General features: G+C 34.8%; 13 protein-coding genes. 2 read left to right on the plus strand and 11 right to left on the minus strand.

Annotated elements, in window-relative coordinates:
- Window positions 1-89: 89 nt before the first annotated feature.
- From ACTNDN_RS05555 to ACTNDN_RS05565, 3 genes are all read right to left on the minus strand, one after another.
- Window positions 90-1754 carry a glycoside hydrolase family 13 protein gene (locus ACTNDN_RS05555; RefSeq protein ID WP_349204995.1) on the minus strand — a complete coding sequence of 555 codons (1665 nt, stop codon included), beginning with the start codon at window positions 1752-1754 and terminating at the stop codon, window positions 90-92.
- A 57-nt stretch (window positions 1755-1811) separates the two neighbouring features.
- Window positions 1812-2837: a LacI family DNA-binding transcriptional regulator gene (locus ACTNDN_RS05560; protein ID WP_031536363.1), complete on the minus strand. Its 1026-nt coding sequence runs from the start codon at window positions 2835-2837 to the stop codon at window positions 1812-1814.
- 321 nt (window positions 2838-3158) lie between these two features.
- Window positions 3159-3533, minus strand: a complete 375-nt coding sequence (locus tag ACTNDN_RS05565) for a winged helix-turn-helix transcriptional regulator (RefSeq protein ID WP_031536364.1) — start codon at window positions 3531-3533, stop codon at window positions 3159-3161.
- A 170-nt stretch (window positions 3534-3703) separates the two neighbouring features.
- Between ACTNDN_RS05565 and hxlA the strand changes: the two genes are divergently transcribed.
- Together hxlA and hxlB are read left to right on the plus strand one after the other, a co-directional pair.
- Entirely contained in the window at window positions 3704-4336 is a 633-nt protein-coding gene (gene hxlA / locus ACTNDN_RS05570) for a 3-hexulose-6-phosphate synthase (protein ID WP_031536365.1), read from the plus strand.
- A 3-nt stretch (window positions 4337-4339) separates the two neighbouring features.
- Window positions 4340-4897 (plus strand): 6-phospho-3-hexuloisomerase, encoded by a 558-nt coding sequence (hxlB, locus tag ACTNDN_RS05575; RefSeq protein ID WP_441130838.1) that lies wholly within the window; start codon window positions 4340-4342, stop codon window positions 4895-4897.
- Window positions 4898-5241: 344 nt separating this feature from the next.
- Here hxlB and ACTNDN_RS05580 read toward each other — a convergent pair whose 3' ends face one another.
- From ACTNDN_RS05580 to ACTNDN_RS05615, 8 genes are all read right to left on the minus strand, one after another.
- Window positions 5242-5883, minus strand: coding sequence for a hypothetical protein (locus ACTNDN_RS05580; RefSeq protein WP_441130839.1), 642 nt, complete (start codon window positions 5881-5883; stop codon window positions 5242-5244).
- 227 nt (window positions 5884-6110) lie between these two features.
- On the minus strand, window positions 6111-6689 hold the full coding sequence (locus ACTNDN_RS05585; RefSeq protein WP_441130840.1) for a class D sortase: 579 nt from the start codon (window positions 6687-6689) through the stop codon (window positions 6111-6113).
- A 6-nt stretch (window positions 6690-6695) separates the two neighbouring features.
- Window positions 6696-11954: a 5'-nucleotidase C-terminal domain-containing protein gene (locus tag ACTNDN_RS05590; RefSeq protein WP_441130841.1), complete on the minus strand. Its 5259-nt coding sequence runs from the start codon at window positions 11952-11954 to the stop codon at window positions 6696-6698.
- 290 nt (window positions 11955-12244) lie between these two features.
- Window positions 12245-13873: a Na/Pi cotransporter family protein gene (locus ACTNDN_RS05595; RefSeq protein ID WP_441130842.1), complete on the minus strand. Its 1629-nt coding sequence runs from the start codon at window positions 13871-13873 to the stop codon at window positions 12245-12247.
- 264 nt (window positions 13874-14137) lie between these two features.
- Window positions 14138-14788 carry an ABC transporter ATP-binding protein gene (locus ACTNDN_RS05600; protein ID WP_235248262.1) on the minus strand — a complete coding sequence of 217 codons (651 nt, stop codon included), beginning with the start codon at window positions 14786-14788 and terminating at the stop codon, window positions 14138-14140.
- Between the two features lie 17 nt (window positions 14789-14805).
- Window positions 14806-15657 (minus strand): hypothetical protein, encoded by an 852-nt coding sequence (locus tag ACTNDN_RS05605; RefSeq protein ID WP_441130843.1) that lies wholly within the window; start codon window positions 15655-15657, stop codon window positions 14806-14808.
- Complete coding sequence (locus ACTNDN_RS05610; RefSeq protein WP_235248272.1) at window positions 15644-16429, minus strand: hypothetical protein; 786 nt, start codon at window positions 16427-16429, stop codon at window positions 15644-15646. Before ACTNDN_RS05610 ends, ACTNDN_RS05605 begins: the two co-directional genes overlap by 14 nt.
- Window positions 16429-17574, minus strand: coding sequence for a DUF6034 family protein (locus ACTNDN_RS05615; protein WP_235248274.1), 1146 nt, complete (start codon window positions 17572-17574; stop codon window positions 16429-16431). The genes ACTNDN_RS05610 and ACTNDN_RS05615 overlap by 1 nt, the downstream gene beginning before the upstream one ends.
- Between the last annotated feature and the right edge of the window lie 12 nt (window positions 17575-17586).

Here is a 17586-nt window from a genome sequence, read left to right on the forward strand (position 1 = left end):
CGGATGAATTTCACTTAACACACAAAAAAGTGCATCCAAAATGCCAGTTAATCTGACTTTTAGATGCACTTTTGCCTTTAAACTACATGTTACTTACACATATATAATCTTGCTTCATACGGCTGCAATGAAATCGAAGTAGTTGGCTCATGCTCTTCCACTGCATAGTTCGCTAACAATAGATTTTCATGCTCTAACTCTACAACACGATTTTCAAATACTGCCTCTTCTGCTGATAAATTAGTTATAATAACCATTTTTTTATCATCTAGTGTTCGCGTATAAGCAAATACCTGATTATTTTCCTCATCTACTAAATCAAAGGTTCCATAGGTTAAAATAGGACCTGATTTTTTCAACTCTATCATTTTCTTGTAAAAATGATAAATAGAATCTGGATCTTTCTTTTGGTTTTCTACATTAATATCTAAATAGTTAGGATTAATCCCCATCCAAGGAGTATGTCGGGAGAATCCTGCGTAAGCCTCGCTTGACCATTGCATTGGAGTTCTAGAATTATCACGGCTAGAAGACCAAATAATTTCCATTATCTCCTTATGGCTAACTCCTTCTTCTCGTTTCAATTTATATAGATTTTTTGTTGCCACATCATCATATTCCTCAATTGTCGGAAACTGAACATTTGTCATGCCTATTTCTTGACCTTGATAGATAAATGGCGTTCCTTGCATAAAGAAATACATCATGCCAAAAGCCTTCGCACTTTCTTTCCAATATTCTTTATCATTTCCCCATGTAGAGACAGATCTCGCTTTATCATGGTTTTCGATAAATAGCGCATTCCAGCCTTTATTCTCTAAACCTTTTTGCCATTTATTTAGTACTTGCTTCAATTCCATAACATCTACGCCGTAATTTTTTTCATTATCCCATAAATCGAGATGCTCAAATTGAAAGACCATATTAAATTTACCTTTTGTTTCTCCAACCCAAAGCTCTGCTTCTTCCACTTTAACTCCATTTGCTTCTCCAACTGTCATAATGTCATATTTAGCAAATGTCTCGTTTTTTAATTCTTCTAAATAGGTTTGAATTCCCTCCACATTCATATGTTTATCAAAGGATGGAACAAAGTCTAAATTTAAAGGATTATCCATATCCTTTAATCCTTCTTCTTTTTTGATATGGCTGATTGCATCAATTCGGAAACCGTCAATTCCTTTATCAAGCCACCAATTAATCATATCGTATATAGCTTTTCTTACATCTTCATTTTCCCAGTTTAAATCCGGTTGTTTTGTTGAGAAAATATGCATAAAGTACTGTCCCGTTGTCTCATCAAGCTTCCATGCAGACCCGCCAAATATACTTTCCCAGTTATTAGGCTCCTTCCCATCTACGCCATCTCTCCAAATATACCAGTCTCTCTTTGGGTTATTTAAAGATGAGCAAGATTCCAAAAACCATTTATGCTCATCACTCGTATGATTTATAACTAAATCAATGATTAGCTTCATTCCACGTTGATGAACTTCATAGAGAAGTAAATCAAAGTCAGCCATTGTTCCAAACTCATCCATAATATCCTGGTAGTCGCTAATATCATAGCCATTATCATCATTGGGAGATTTATACATTGGACAAATCCAAATGCAATCAATACCAAGATCTTTTAAATAATCTAATTTTGTTATAATCCCCTTTAGATCGCCTATCCCGTCTCCATTTGAATCCATGAAACTTCTAGGATAAATTTGATATGCTACTGCTTCTTTCCACCACTTTTGCGTCACTGTTTTAACTCCCTTTCTACATCTAGTTTCTGTCTTATTACCACTATTAAGCTTGTATTACTCTGCTACTTTACAACATGAGTTTCTTTCCACCATTTTCGCTGGCACTGTTATTCGCTTCATTACTGAATTAGGATACGTTATATCATCAAGTAAACATTTCGTTGCTTCGACGCCAAGTTGAAAAATATTGATATCAACACTTGTCAACGAAGGCTTCATGTACTTACCGGTTGAAATATTATTAAAGGCAACAATCGATAAATCTTCTGGAATAGATATAGAAAGTTCCTCTGCGTAGCTGATTAATTCAATTGCAATAAAGTCATCGGAAACAACTAATGCTGTCGGGCGACTCTCCATATTCAATATTTCAGCAAGCTTTTCTTTCGTTCTCCCAGCTATTTCCTTATCATATACAATTAATTCCTTTTGATAAGCAATTCCATTTTCCTTTAATGCTTGTTTAAATCCTTTTAGTCGGTCAATTGTAAAGACCATTTCCATATTTGCACCAATAAAGGCAATTTTTTTATGCCCTAACTGAATTAAATACTCGGTAATTTGCTTTGTAATAAACACATTATCATTATCGACAAACGTTATTCTTTCCGCATTTTGATAAGGTCTACCAATAACTGTAAACGGAAAATTATTGTGTAAAAGATAGTCCATAATTTGATCATTCGTTTTACTATATAAAAGAATAATTCCATCGACTCTTTTTCCATGAACCATCTCGATAACTTCCTGCAATATTTCTTCTTCTGTTGCTCCAGTTGTCAAATATATTCCAAACTGACTTTTTCTGGCCTCCAAACAAATACCTCTTAGTACTTCTGGAAAAAACGGGTTTTCCAGTACCCTCTCCGTTGAGTTCGGCATAATAATTCCGATTGTTTTCGTGCTTTTTACTACTAGGCTTCTTGCTTGAAGGTTTGGATGGTATCCTAATTCCTCCATTGCTTCGCGGACTTTTCGCTTTGTTTCATCACTTATTTTTGGATGGTTTGCAAGCACTCTTGAGACTGTGGAGGGAGAAACATTTGCTAATTTACCAACATCTTTAATTGTTACTGCCATACTTGTACCTCCATCATTATGGTAAACGCTGTCATTTCCGATTAAAAAAATGTATGATTTCTATTGTTTCTTCGTGCAAACGATTGCACTAATATATGTTGAATATACCATAGGAAATGTTTTATATCAATACAAAATTACATTTGAATGGTTACTGCCTTTCCTTTTAAAAAGGGGACTTGGAAATGACTTCTTTATTTTTCACTTTGCAGGCGCAGAGAACGCTCCTTTGTTACTTTGCGGAGAGCCTTTGTGTAGCATCATACATCTATAAAAGAGAAAAAAACCTCACAAGGAAGGTTTTCTTTTTGTAGATGAAATTTATTTATCCAATGACTCTAGTTCCTTTATTACTGGAGGATTCTCAAGCACAGTGTCCATATAATTTCTTCCCCAGCTATACATTGCATCTAAGATAGGCATAAGGGATTCCCCTTCCTTTGTTAAAGAATACTCCACTTTTGGCGGAACAACAGGATAGACAACTCTTTTTATAATATAGTCATTTTCTAATTCACGTAATTGATTCACAAGCATACGTTGCGTTATTCCAGGTATCAAAGCCTTTAATTCTCCAAATCGCTTTGTTCCTTCCTTTCCCAGATGCCAGAGAATGAGCATCTTCCATTTTCCGCCTATGATACTTAACGTTAATTCTTTCTCACAGTTGAATTCTTTACCTGCCATTCGTTCCATCCATAAACCTCCTTCATGCAAAATACACTTAGTATACTTTTAGGCACTATATAAAAATAAAGTGCGTACTTACTTAAATGGATTATAAAACGTATAATGACGTTTGTACAGAAATTAACATTTCAAACATCTCAATAATTAAAGTGAAAAAGAAAAGGAGCGTGCTAAAAATGAAATTACAATTAGCATTAGATTTAGTTAATATCCCACAAGCAATTGAGGTTGTAAAACAGGTAGAACAATATGTTGATATTGTTGAAATTGGAACACCCGTTGTCATAAATGAAGGACTTCACGCGGTAAAGCAAGTGAAAGAAGCTTTTCCAAACGTTTCCGTTTTAGCAGACTTGAAAATTATGGATGCAGCAAGATATGAAGTAAGCCAAGCAGTAAATGCAGGAGCTGACATTGTCACTATTTTAGCGGTTGCTGAAGATGAATCTATAAAAGGTGCAGTTGCTGAGGCGAAAAAACTTGGCAAAGAAATTCTTGTTGACATGATTTCAGTTAAAGATATTAAAACACGTGCACAACAACTTGATGAATTTGGTGTTGACTACATTTGTGTTCATACTGGTTATGATTTACAAGCAGTAGGAAAAAATTCTTTTGAAGATTTAAAGGCAATTAAGAGTGTTGTAAAAAATGCAAAAACTGCTGTAGCTGGTGGAATTAAATTAGAAACATTGCCTGAGGTTATTGCTGCACAACCTGATTTAGTTATCGTTGGTGGAGGAATTACTAGCCAAGATAACCTAAGTGAAGCTGCTTCTAAATTTAAAGAACTAATTGCTCAAGGATAAATCATGAAAACAAGCGATTATCTTGGCCAAGTTATTCAAGAACTATCTCAAGCTGGAACACTTATTGCTAATGAGGATTTAGAAAAACTTGTTGAGCATATTCTTCACTCAAAGAAAATTTTCGTATATGGCGCTGGCCGTTCTGGATTTATGCTTAAGTCATTTGCAATGCGAATGATGCATATGGGAATCGATGCCTATGTTGTGGGTGAAACGGTTACCGCTACCTATGAAAAGGATGACCTACTTATTATAGGGACTGGGTCCGGCGAAACAAAAAGTATTATTACCATAGTAGAAAAAGCAAAAAGTATTGGTGGAAACATTGCAGCTCTTACAATCTCTCCTGATTCTACTGTTGGTAAACTAGCTAATCAAGTTATAAAAATGCCTGGTTATCCAAAAGATAGAGGAAATGAAGATGCAAAAAGCTTACAGCCAATGGGCTCCCTGTTCGAACAATTACTCCTAATTGTCTTGGATAGCGTCATTTTAAAATACATGGAAATAAAAGAATTAGATTCCAATAAAATGTATGGAAAGCATGCTAATTTGGAATAGTATTTTTTAAACATCAAGAGGATAGATAAAAGTATGTTCCATATAATTTTTATCTATCCTTTTGAAACATTTTTAATCTGAACTACCACCACAACTGGAACAGGAGCTACCTGACGAGCAGGAGTTATCAGACGAACAAGAATTACAGGAGAAAAACGATCCAGATCCGCAACTTGTGCAGCTTGACGAGCTACTACTACTTATTTTCATATAACTTGAAAAATCTTCATAATGAAAATAAGAAACAGATAAAAAAGGAACAAGCATAATGTTAAATTTTTGTTCTCTTTTCCCTTTCTCCATTTTGTCATATATGACGCTCTTTTGATAATCCCTTACCTTCCTTACTGTTTTTTCATAGATGCAATAAGTGCAAATACCGTTGGAAGATATTTCGTGTCACTTTTAAAATATCGTTCAAGCAGCTCAGCTTCTGATAAATCCTTAAAGTCCTCAATGATTGCGGGATGAACAGGATACCGGAAAAAGCCATTGTATAAATAGATATTCTCCTTTCTTATAAGAAAAAGCTCCGCATATACCCAATCAAAAAATCCTCGCAGATCAGGGTCAGACTTTGCCTTCACATTAGGACTGTGATGAAGAGTAGTACCTAAATATTTTCTAGAAAAATCGTCGTATTCACGGGTGAACATAAGCATTTGATGCCATAATTCATCGACTTTCTTACTAAACATTGGAGACTCTTTTAAAAGAGAAGTTAAAACAAAGTAACGTTTTAAATCAAGTAGGCGCCATTCATACTCATTTTCTTTTAATTTATTTTCTTCCTTCACTCTATTTTCTACATTTTCCATATAACTTCTAGTAAGGGAGCGATCTAAATCGTCATTCAATTTTTTTAATCCTTTAATTGGCTTTATCTCTAATACTTTAGGAGACAAACCAAATTTAAACGTTAGTTTTTTACGTAAAAATAGACTCAACCAAATAATAAAAACTGCACATAGAAGCAACCATGCCATCTAACTTCTCCCCTTCCTATTAGTAACATATAAAAGCTATTTACCTTGGTTATTATTACTCTTACGAAATTTTTTATATAAAGTTCCATTTTTACCTTTTTTTAATATTTAGATTAGGAATTATTTTAGAAGCTACTAAAAAAGGTACATCACTACGTAAAGTGATGTACCAAAGGATATGATATATGCCATTTTAATAATTTTGAAAAATTAGCAATATCTTGCTTTTACATTCTTTCTGCATAAATAATATAGCGCTGTGGAGCGTTTCCTACAAATCTAAAAGGATAACATGTTGTTAGAATTAGCTCCTCTTTTGAATCATCTAACGTAATAATCGAACGATCATCTGCCTCAACTATTTTTGTCGAAGTGATTTGATAAGAGAATTCTCCATATGGCAACACAATTTTTAACTCGTCCCCGATTTCTAGTTCTCCCGCTCTCCTAAATACTGTATCTCGATGACCTGACAAGACAATTTGTCCATTTTCATTCGGGTAAAAACTGCCTTTATAATGGCCGACTCCTTTATCAAGATCATCTGGATCGGTACCTTCTACAATCGGTAATATGCCATCAATCTTATCAATCTCCAATAGCCCCACTGCATCACCAATGGATGGAATAAAACGGTCGCTTTCTTTATCTACCCATTTTTCATTCCCCTTGTTAATGGCTGTTTTTGCTTCCGATAAGGAATTCTCTGTTTGCGCTTTTGTGTCCATAATATTGAAGACGCCATAACCAATAAAAAGTACTCCTCCTACTATAAGCAGGAGGGATAACCATTTTGTCCATCTCATGATATCCTATGCCTTTCTTCTATTATTTGCATAGAAAACAACAACTCCTATGAAGAATAATAATAATCCTACTATGATAAAATTGTAAGTCATTGTCGCTGTATTTGGCAATAGATTTCCTTTTTCTTTCTCTGGCTGATTAACTGTATCATTGTTTTCATCTAATGAAGTTTCTGTACCTTCATCAGATCCATCACTTTCGTTATCTTGCGTACCATTTTCATCTTCTCCATCATCTGGAGCATCTGGATTTTCTCCCTGCTCTTCTTCTCCATCACCTGGGGTTTCTGGATCGTCTCCTTGATCTTCATCCCCATCACCTGGAGTTTCTGGGTCTACTTCAGGTTCTTCAGCACCACTGGAAACTTCTGAAATACGTCCTTCAGCAGTATAGGCAATTGGTTCATCGAAAGATTTAATAAAATCGACCGTTGCCTGTAAATCCTCTGGTCCTTGAATTGGATTTTCCCCATACGTATTTAGTAAGTATGAATCGGTACTATGTGGATACATATAGCTATTAACCGTTACTGTATATGTTTTTTCTAAATCTAGCTTCGTTCCATCTAGCATAAGTAGATCCACGACTTGTCCAAATTGTCCTAAAGATGCATCCCATGTATATTTAAAGCCAGCAATACTGACGTCTGGACCATAGGAACTAAATTGTGTATTCAATACTTCTTTTAACTCTTGACCGGTAATTTCCAATTTAACAAGGGTATTATTAAATGGCTGAATATTAAAGAGTTCCTGCCAAGTAATTTCTCCTTCCAGTAAATCATCTCTAATTCCGCCACCATTCATTAAGGCAAAATCACTGTCCATCGCGGCTTTCATTCCGTCGGCAATTAAATTGCCAAGACCATTATCGCCAACTTCTCCTTTTTGTGCATAGCCACCTGTTATGTCAGTAGCAGCTATTCCAATTACTTCATTTAACTTCGGACCAACTTGATCGATATACTTATCCAATATGGCTTTTACTTCAGAATCTGGTGTAACATCTTCTTGAACAACATCCACTATCTCCGCTGTTTTTTCAGAGAAATCCTTTGTTAGTGGGTCAATGGTAAAATCAATATCCGAATAAGCCTTGCCATATTCCCATGCTTGAACAATTAGCTTATTATCCACAACCCCATTTAGCTTCACATGGTTATGTGCGGCAAAAATAATATCAACTGCATCATCTACATTTCGGGCAATATCTGCAATTTCTCCTGTAATTTCATTTGTTCCTTCTTCTTGGCTTCCAGGAACATGCGCTAAAACAACGATTGCTTCAATTCCTTGATTTTGTAATTCAGGAACGTACTTATTAATCGCCTCTGTCTCATCTGTGAAGCGAATATGCTCATTTCCTGTAGCTACAATCATGCTTGGAGTTTCTACTGTCGCCACCCCAATAAAGCCAACCTTTACCCCATCTATTTCTTTTATTGTATATGGATCTAATACTAATTCACCAGATTCCTTATATTCTACATTTGCTGCAAGGACTGGAAAATTCATACCATCATATTCACTTGTTCCCTTAGGGTGATCGCCTCCATTAATCATGCGGAGCATCTCGTCTACCCCTTCGTCAAATTCATGGTTTCCTACTACACCAACATCAAAGCCTAGTGATTCCATTATTTCAACAGTTGGTTCGTCCTGTAAAAGGGCTGATACTGGTGAACTTCCACCAATCATGTCCCCTGCATGTACTAATAATGTGTTCGGGTTCGTTGCTTCTGCTTTTCTTAAATAGGTAGCTAAATAATCCATTCTTCCATAATTAACACCATCAACTGTTCCTGTTACATCAATTTTCCCGTGCAAATCATTCACACCAAGGAACTGGCCAGAAATGGATGGAAGTGGTTCTGCATTTATTTCCTTAATTCTTCCTGTATTATAAGAGATTGGACCACTAAAGCTTCTTACAAATTCTACCGTTGCTTCTAAATCTTCTCCACCTTGAATTGGATTCTCCCCAAGCTTTTGAAGAAGATATTGGTCTGATGTGTGATCAGCCATATAATTATTTACTGTAACAGTATAGTTTCCATTCGGATCTATTTTTTCCCCATTAGGCAAGAATATATCTACTACTTGTCCATATTTTCCTGCTTTACTATCCCAAGTATACGAAAATCCACCAATACTAACATCTGGTCCATAGCTACTAAATTGACTATTTAATATTTCTTCTAAATCACTACCACTTATCTCTAACTTTACTAATGTATTATTAAAAGGCTGTACGTTAAATAAATCGTTCCACGTTATTTCCCCGGAAACTATATCATCGCGAATTCCGCCGCCATTCATTAAAGCGAAATCACTATCCATTGCAGCTTTCATACCGTCAGCAATTAGATTTCCTACAGGGTTATCTCCTTCTGCTTCTTTTGTCGCATACCCACCTACCATATCAGTCGTAGCTTCGCCAATGACTTCATTTAGCTTTTCGCCAACTAATTCTTGGTATTTTGCTAAAATAGTAGACACTTCAGGATCTGGAGTAACTCCAGTTTGAACTACATCCACGATTTCAGCTGATTTTTTCACAATGTCGCCTGTCTCCGGGTCAATTTCTAAATCAACATCTGCAAAAGCTTTTCCATATTCTCCAGCTTGAATAATTAATTTATTATCCACAACAGCATTAACTTTTACATGATTATGAGCCGCAAATATGACGTCTACAGCATCATCTACTTCTGTTGCAATTTTGGCAATATCACCAGTTGCGCTTTCACCAGCTTGATTTCCGGGAACATGTGCTAGAACAATAATCGCTTCTACACCTTGGGCTTGCAATTCTGGCACATACTTATTAATAGCATCTGCTTCATCAGTAAAGCGAATATTTTCATTTCCTTTTGCAATAATCATATCTGGCGTTTCTGTTGTGGCGACACCAATAAATCCAACCTTTACTCCCTCTACTTCTTTAATAGTATATGGATCAAGTACTAGATTGCCAGTATCCTTGTATTCAACATTTGCTGCTACCATTGGAAAATCAATTCCATCATACCCTTTTGTTCCATTTACATGATCCCCACCGTTGATTAAGCGGAGCATCTCGTCTACTCCTTCATCGAACTCATGGTTACCAACTGTTCCTACGTCAAAGCCGATTGATTCCATCATCTCCACAGTAGGCTCATCTTGAAGCAATGCAGAAAGCGGGGAGCTCCCTCCTACCATATCACCAGCGTGTACAATTAGTGTATTAGGATTTGTAGCTTCCCTTTCTTTTAAGTACTGTGCTAAATAATCCATTCTACCAATTATATTTTCTTTCTTTTCATCTTCATATTCTTCTGTCACTTTTCCATGAAGGTCATTTACACTTAGAAGCTGAAGTTTAATTGTATCCTTCTCTTCACCACCATTTAATGCTGTATACCCATTGTTCTCTGCTTCATTGGCACTAGCAAAGAAAATGCGATTTTCCACTGGTACTTCCTGAAAATCTTCTGGTAACACATATTTCTTTGTTTCAGAATTTCCTACATATCGCAATAACCCTTTTCCTTGTTCTCTAGCTCTAAATTCAAAAGGCTGTTCCATTAAAGGATTGTCTTTATCCCAAATCCCTTTATGATTATCCATTGCATCTTTCACTGCGGACTGGAACATATCATAATCTGCTTCATCAGCAACTGGCCAAATAAAATATGTCGATGCATATCCTTGTTTCACCATTTCAAGATTGGTATTTAATTGATCGCTCTTACGAATAATTTGTGCCAGTAGACGGCCATAATCATCTGTTGCTTCTTCCCCTACTTTTACAATTACTTTATCACCAGGCTCTAAAAGCGTATTTAAATACTCTTTTGCTTTATTTCCATGTTCTAATTGGTTTTCATCTGCTTCATTCTGAGGAGTATGATAGGTTTCTGGTGTATCGATATTCACATAGCGAACTTTCGTTGTCCCTAATACTGGAGTTTGTAAATGGATTGTATCTCCGTCTACCACACTGCTAACAGTGCTTTCATATTCTCCTTTAGCAGAAGGAGAAGGTGGTTGTTCTGCCAATAACTGAACATCACTAGCTTTTCTAGGCAAAATTTGATAGGTATTATATTGACTAAGAATTCCTGTGAATTCATACCATTTTCCTGTTTGTATAGACGAAATCGCCTCAGTTTCTTCCATTACTCGAATAGTCGTTCCATTAAAGCTTTCATCTAACACCGTCACATTATATCCGCCACCTGCAGCAGTTTCAGGAACTGTTTGCACATAGCCTTTTACTTTCACTAACTGTCCTTCTTTTAATTCTGCTACACTATCATTATTTAAATCTGCTAGATTCATAGTAACTGGTACAGGTAATTCATTGTTTTCAGAAATCACCTCAATTCCATCTTCTGCTGGGACAATTTCCAATAACTTATTATATTCTGTTATTTTCCCGGTTACTTTTACTTTCAGACCTTCTGTTAATACAGGAAAAGAACTTGCATCCTGAGAAAAAATATTAATGCCGGCTTCCTCATCTTGAATATAAGTGGATAGCTTTCCTCCGCTGATGCTCGAATTATCAGCAGTGACAATCCCTTCAATTGTTACATTTTGTCCAACCATTGCTCGTGCTTCTTTGATAGATTGGGGCTCAGTTGGATCGGTTGTTGGCTCTTCATTTCCATATAACTCTTCTCCAAACAGATGATTGCCTAAATGAGAGAAATCATCTTGGTTATACGTATCCCATTCTTCTGATGGATCGAATTGATTCTTTCCTTTATTTCCAGATGAGATATTATTTTTTCTTACAAGAGTATGATCCTTTGTTTGGCCATCGCCCCATTCTTGTTGTTCGCCAACTATCCCAAATACATCAATGATTTCTTCATTATGTTTTAAAACTATGGCGTCATCCCCATTAAAGTTTGCAACCCCACTCACCATATTCGCTTTTTCCTTAATGGCTTCATTAGCAGATGAATGAGCAATAATAAATAATTCACCATGTTTTAGATTACCTTCTAAACGAAGCGTAGACGTAGTATTTGTTTTACCATTTGAATACAGTTCAACTGAATAAGACGATAAATCTACATCCTTTCCAGTTCCATTAAACAATTCTATCGCCTTGTTATTGGAACTGCCTTCTATGTACTCAGAAATAAATAAGTCTGTTGCCGTTAAGTTTTCTGATGCTGCTCTTACCGTAAATGTACTAAATAAATTCGAAAAAACTAATAAGAAAATTAAAAATATTGAAAATAATTTTTCGCTACTATTTCCCTTCAATCTTTTTCCTCCTCAACCTATTAATCGTAATCTCTTCTACTCCATTTATTGCGAAAAACTCTTTAATAGAATTAATTACTATATAAAGATAACTTAATATTGTAAAAACTACACTAGCAATTTGTAAATTTATTAATAGAAATGGAATATTTCGTTATTTATACCTATTTTCTCAATAAATTCACCTATGAAGTTTTACCTATTTTTGTTAATTATCAATTTAACTTAACCTATAGCTTTTTTCGAAAAATAGACCACATGAGAATTCACCCATGTGGTCATAAACTTTCTTATTTAACGATTGCTATCGCCTCTGCAATATTGGCAGCATGATCGCCTACTCGTTCTAGATTACTGATAATATCGACAAAAACAATTCCGGCATCGCCACTACATTTTCGTTCATTTAAACGGCTTATATGCTTTTTACGATATTGTTTTTCCATTTTATCAATTTCTTCTTCGTTTGTAATAGCTTTTTTAGCAAGCTCCACATCTTTTGCAAAAAAGCTATTATAGGAAGTTTTTAATGTTTCCACTGTAAAGCGATACATATTTTCTAATTCATTTTTCGCATCTATTGAAAATTCTACTTTTTTATTGATTTTATAATCCACAAGTTCGACGATGTTTTCCATATGATCCCCAATTCTTTCAATATCTCTGATTGAGTCAACCAAAATAGAAAACTCTTCACTTTCATGTGGTGTTAAGGCTTTGGATGAAAGCTCGACTAAATAGCTTGTAATTTCCTTATCTAAATTATTAATCCCTTGCTCGTATTGCAACGCTTTTTCTTTATACTTCTTTTCTCCTGTTTGTAAATACTTGAATGCTTCTTCTAAGCCTTTAATAGAGAAATCCTTCATTCGTTCTAATTCTTCCTTTGCTTGCCCTAAAGCGATAGAAGGAGAATGTTCAATAAAGGTTGTGTTTAAATGCTGCGGTTTTGTAATAATACCTCCATCTTCTCCTGGAATTAACTTTGTCACAATCCATGCCAAGGCAAAGATGAACGGGAATTGAATAATTGTATTCGATACATTGAATATCCCATGTGCAAATGCAATGGTCATCGGTTCATTTAAACCTAAAACTCCTTGCAAATACGTAATAAAATGAGTAAATGGCGCTAAAATAATTACAAAAATCACTGTTCCAATAATGTTAAAGAGTACGTGAACCATTGCCGCTCTTCTTGCAGCTATCGACGCACCAATGGAAGCTAGAATCGCAGTAATCGTTGTTCCTATATTGTCACCAAATAAAACTGGCAAAGAAGCCTTCAAAGAAATAGCATCTGTAGCAAATAACTCTTGTAAAATTCCAATTGTAGCACTTGAACTTTGAACGATTAATGTCAAGACTGTTCCGACTACAACTCCAAGAATCGGATTATTACTCATATTAACAGTTAACTCATGAAAAGCTTCTAATGAACGTAGCGGCTTCATACCAGAACTCATTAGTTCTAGTCCATAAAACAATGCTCCAAATCCAAATACAACTTGACCGAATGAAGTGATTCTTGGATTTTTAAAGAAGAATAATAGGACAGCACCAGCTGCAATAATCGGTAAAGCATATGCTCCTATATCAATCCCAATGATAAAGGCAGTAACCGTTGTTCCTATATTTGCCCCCATAATAACGCCAATCGCTTGGCGCAAGGTCATAAATCCAGCACTTACTAACCCTACTGTTATGGCAGTAGTTCCTGAACTGGATTGGATTAACACTGTTACAAAAATTCCGGCTAATACGCCCATAAATGGATTTGTCGTAAACCGATCCAAGATTTCCTGAAGACGGTCTCCTGCAGCATTCTGCAAACCATCTCCCATATATTTAATACCAAAAAGAAATACCCCTAATCCTCCAAGAAACTGGAAGATCATTTCTTGATAATTAATTTCCAAAAGTTTGTCCCCCTAAAACCTAATTCTTTTAAGACATATACCAAGTTATCATAACAACATCCGACAAGAATTTACACTATTCCAGAATATTATTTACATGAAATTAATATTTATTTACGAAAAATTTACATTCTGATTTCAAAAGATTAGTTGACATTTTTATTTCTATCATTCAATAGGAGATTAATTTATGAGAAGAAAATAATAAGGGGGGTAATACGTAAAAATAGAGGATGGCAACTAATGTCCCTCCTCTATGAATTATTATTTTATTATGGAGTTAATAACCTTTCCATGATCCATTTCATGAACTGTATCACAAAGGATTTCGATATCTTCTTTTCCATGACTAGCAAGGATGATTGTTTTCCCTTCTTTTTTTAACTCTAAAAGAAGTTTACGAATATCTGCAACTCCTTGATTATCTAATCCATTCATTGGTTCGTCTAAAATAAGAATACCAGGTTCTTCCATAAGTGCTTGCGCTAATCCTAACCTTTGTCTCATCCCTAATGAATATTTCCCTACCTTTTTCTTGCTTTTGGAATCAAGGCCAACTTTATCAATGGTAGCCAGAATTTGTTCTTTCGTGATTTTTCTTTTTATTGCTGCTAAAAACTTTAAATTAGTATATCCATCATAATTAGGAAGAAATCCTGGAGCTTCAATAATGATGCCTACATTATCTGGTACATCACAATCTTTTCCTATTTGTTGATCACTTACTTTAATGGTACCAGTCGTTGGAATAACAAACCCACAAATACACTTTAAGAGCATTGTCTTCCCTGATCCATTTCTTCCTATTAATCCATGAATTTTATTTTTTTCTAATGATAAAGTAACTCCATCTAAAACCGTTGTTTCGCCAAATTTTTTACTTATATTATTTATCTCTATTGCTACTTGTTGCATTTGTTTACTCCTCTCTTTTAAATAGGTGGTAATACATGGATAGATTGTTTTCGGTTAGCTATTATGCCTAAAATAATCATCCCAATTATAAGAATAGCTAGACCAATATAAATATACGAAATAGATGGCATCTGGGTTGTCCCATTAATGTCGATTCTATCTAAATTGCTCCATGAAACAGGTGAAAATCGATAGATGGAGGGAAAACCAGTTACTGTAGCATCGAGTACAAGTAAAAAAGATGCTGTTAATACCCCCCATATTCTCGTATTTGATATTGAATTAATGACATAGATTACTAATCCCAAAACAATACCTACTAACCAAGACAGAAAAAATGTAAACCACATTGCTTGTAGAGGAGTGAAATAATATAAAATATTTCTCGACACAAATGTTTTGAGGCCTATTACCGAAGAAGCATTCGTATTAGCAAGCGTTCCGAGTACTTTTCCCCAACTGCTTGTAAATTGTATATGAGAGATATTAATAATAATAGTTAAGAACAGGAGAAATAGAAAGTATATAGAAGAGGCAATTATAATATACGCAATTTGTCCAATACTCCATGGAATCCGACCACTCCGTGCGATTACATATGCTTGGTTATCATCAATAAATGGTGCATCACAAAAAAGCAAGATCAATGGAAAGAAAAATAATAGCTTAACAAATTTTTGTGTAAATAAAAATGGAAAAATCCATGGAGTGACCTCTATATTGATTGCTTTAGAAAATTCAATAATTTCTTTTGTGAATATTTGAGTAAACATAAAAAGTAAAATGGCAATAATCCATACTCGATAATCTACTTGCCATTTACGAAAGTTTTGCAAACAAACATAGCTTGCTACATTAAACAACTTCATTATTTATTCGCCTCTTTACTTGATATTGAAACAACAATCCTGCCAATGCTGAAAATGATACAAATACAAATATAAAATAGAATAAACTTATGTAAGGACCTTGATGAATGACATCTTCACTTCCTGTCAATTTGTAAAGATTTAACCAATCTGGTAGATAAAAATACGTTATTTGCTCCAAAAAATAACTTGCAATAACGGTCGAGGCAATCGCTACAAAGTGAATGGGAATAAATGCAGATACAGTTAAACCAACAACACTCCATAAAGCTGCTGATAGACTAAACACAAAGCATCTTGCAACTATATAACTAATCGGGAAAAAACTAGTTGCTAGGGGGGCAAGAGGAAGATTGATCATATTCTCGTAATTCCCCACAGGAAAAATCGGCATTCTGAAAGATAATACTAAAATGAATAATAATAAACCTAAAAATACTGTCATTAACCCCGTAACAAAGCAAGTAATGATTTTAGCCCTTATATATATATTTATTCCAGAACGAATAATAACTGGCTTAATGTACTGGCATTTCCAATCTGAACAAAAACTTGAAACAAAAGGAATGGCCGCAAATAGAACGACTATTTTTTTAAACATGGCCAGCCCAATAAATATCTCGATCAAATAACTAACCGAAACCCCTGGCATTTTTAAAGAATCCCATACACTAATAAAACATAGTACAGTAACTCCAATAATAGCAAGATAAAAAACTTTCGAGGTATATACTTGCATGAAAGACATTGATAAAGCTCTTCTCTTCATCATCAGTATTCTCCCCCTATAAGGATTTCTTCACCAGTCTCTGCATTAAAAATGATAGAGAATTCAGATGAACTCTGAGATGTCCCCTTACTATCTGTTACCGTTATTTCTTGATTTGCTGTAAACACCCAACAAGGAACAAGCTCATATTCTATTCCTTTATTTTCAGCTATTACTGGCACATATTCTAAGGCAATTTTCGAAATAGTCACCAAATCGGTTAGTAAAGTATCTTTATATTTATCTTGTAATTTAGTAATTGCTTTTTCAATAGATATTGGCTTTATCTTTTCCTTAACGGTTTCACCAATATCATATATTCCATTTGCTGTCATATAAATTAAGCCACCCTTGTTTACAATACCTAGTATACGACTTCCAATAACAGGAATACCACTACTGCTATTCAGCGAAAAATAACCCTTATTCGTTATATTTATCTTGTCATAGCTGATTGGAAATATGACAGCATACGCCTCATCGTCTTTCTCCCATTGGCGAGGATGACTTCCATCTTTCATTTCATAGTCTTCCCATTCCTGCTCTAATGTTTTTAAATCAAGAGAAATAACCTGTGGCATACCTAAATCATCAATTCCCAATTCTTCCGCAGTCTCTTTTACTTGATTAATCGCATCCTCTTTTGATATATGCTCAAGTGAATTAGCTTTAAATACACTTTCTAAATCATCACGAACAAAATACGTAGCATTTGAGATAACACTATCGTACTCACGATTCATATAAAATGGAGTTCTATAAGTAACTGAGCCCATTTCCAAACTTAGAGAAGTATCATCTGAAAGTTCAAAGTACTTATCTGTATACTCAGGAAAGAAACCATTCTGTACTTCGTTTGTCTCTATTATTGTATTATCTACTAAAAATATATCCTTTACTTTTTCCTCGTCAAATACTTTCAATGAAATAGAACTTCTTTTTAAGTTAACATGATCAAATCCGACTACTCTTGCTTTAATTACTAAGTTATTTTCTATTTTCTCCTCAATAAATTCAGGTGTAGTCCCATCCTGCTGATCAAGCTTTATTTCTTCGGAAGAATTACTATTCTTTTCCCCCTCTGGAAAACAAGCTGTTAGTATAAAAGATGATAGACACAAAAATAAAAAATATATTATTTTTTTCACTGGGAAACCTCC

It is taken from the genome of Niallia sp. HCP3S3_B10 (genome assembly GCF_052064465.1).
Lineage (GTDB): Bacteria > Bacillota > Bacilli > Bacillales > Cytobacillaceae > Niallia > Niallia hominis.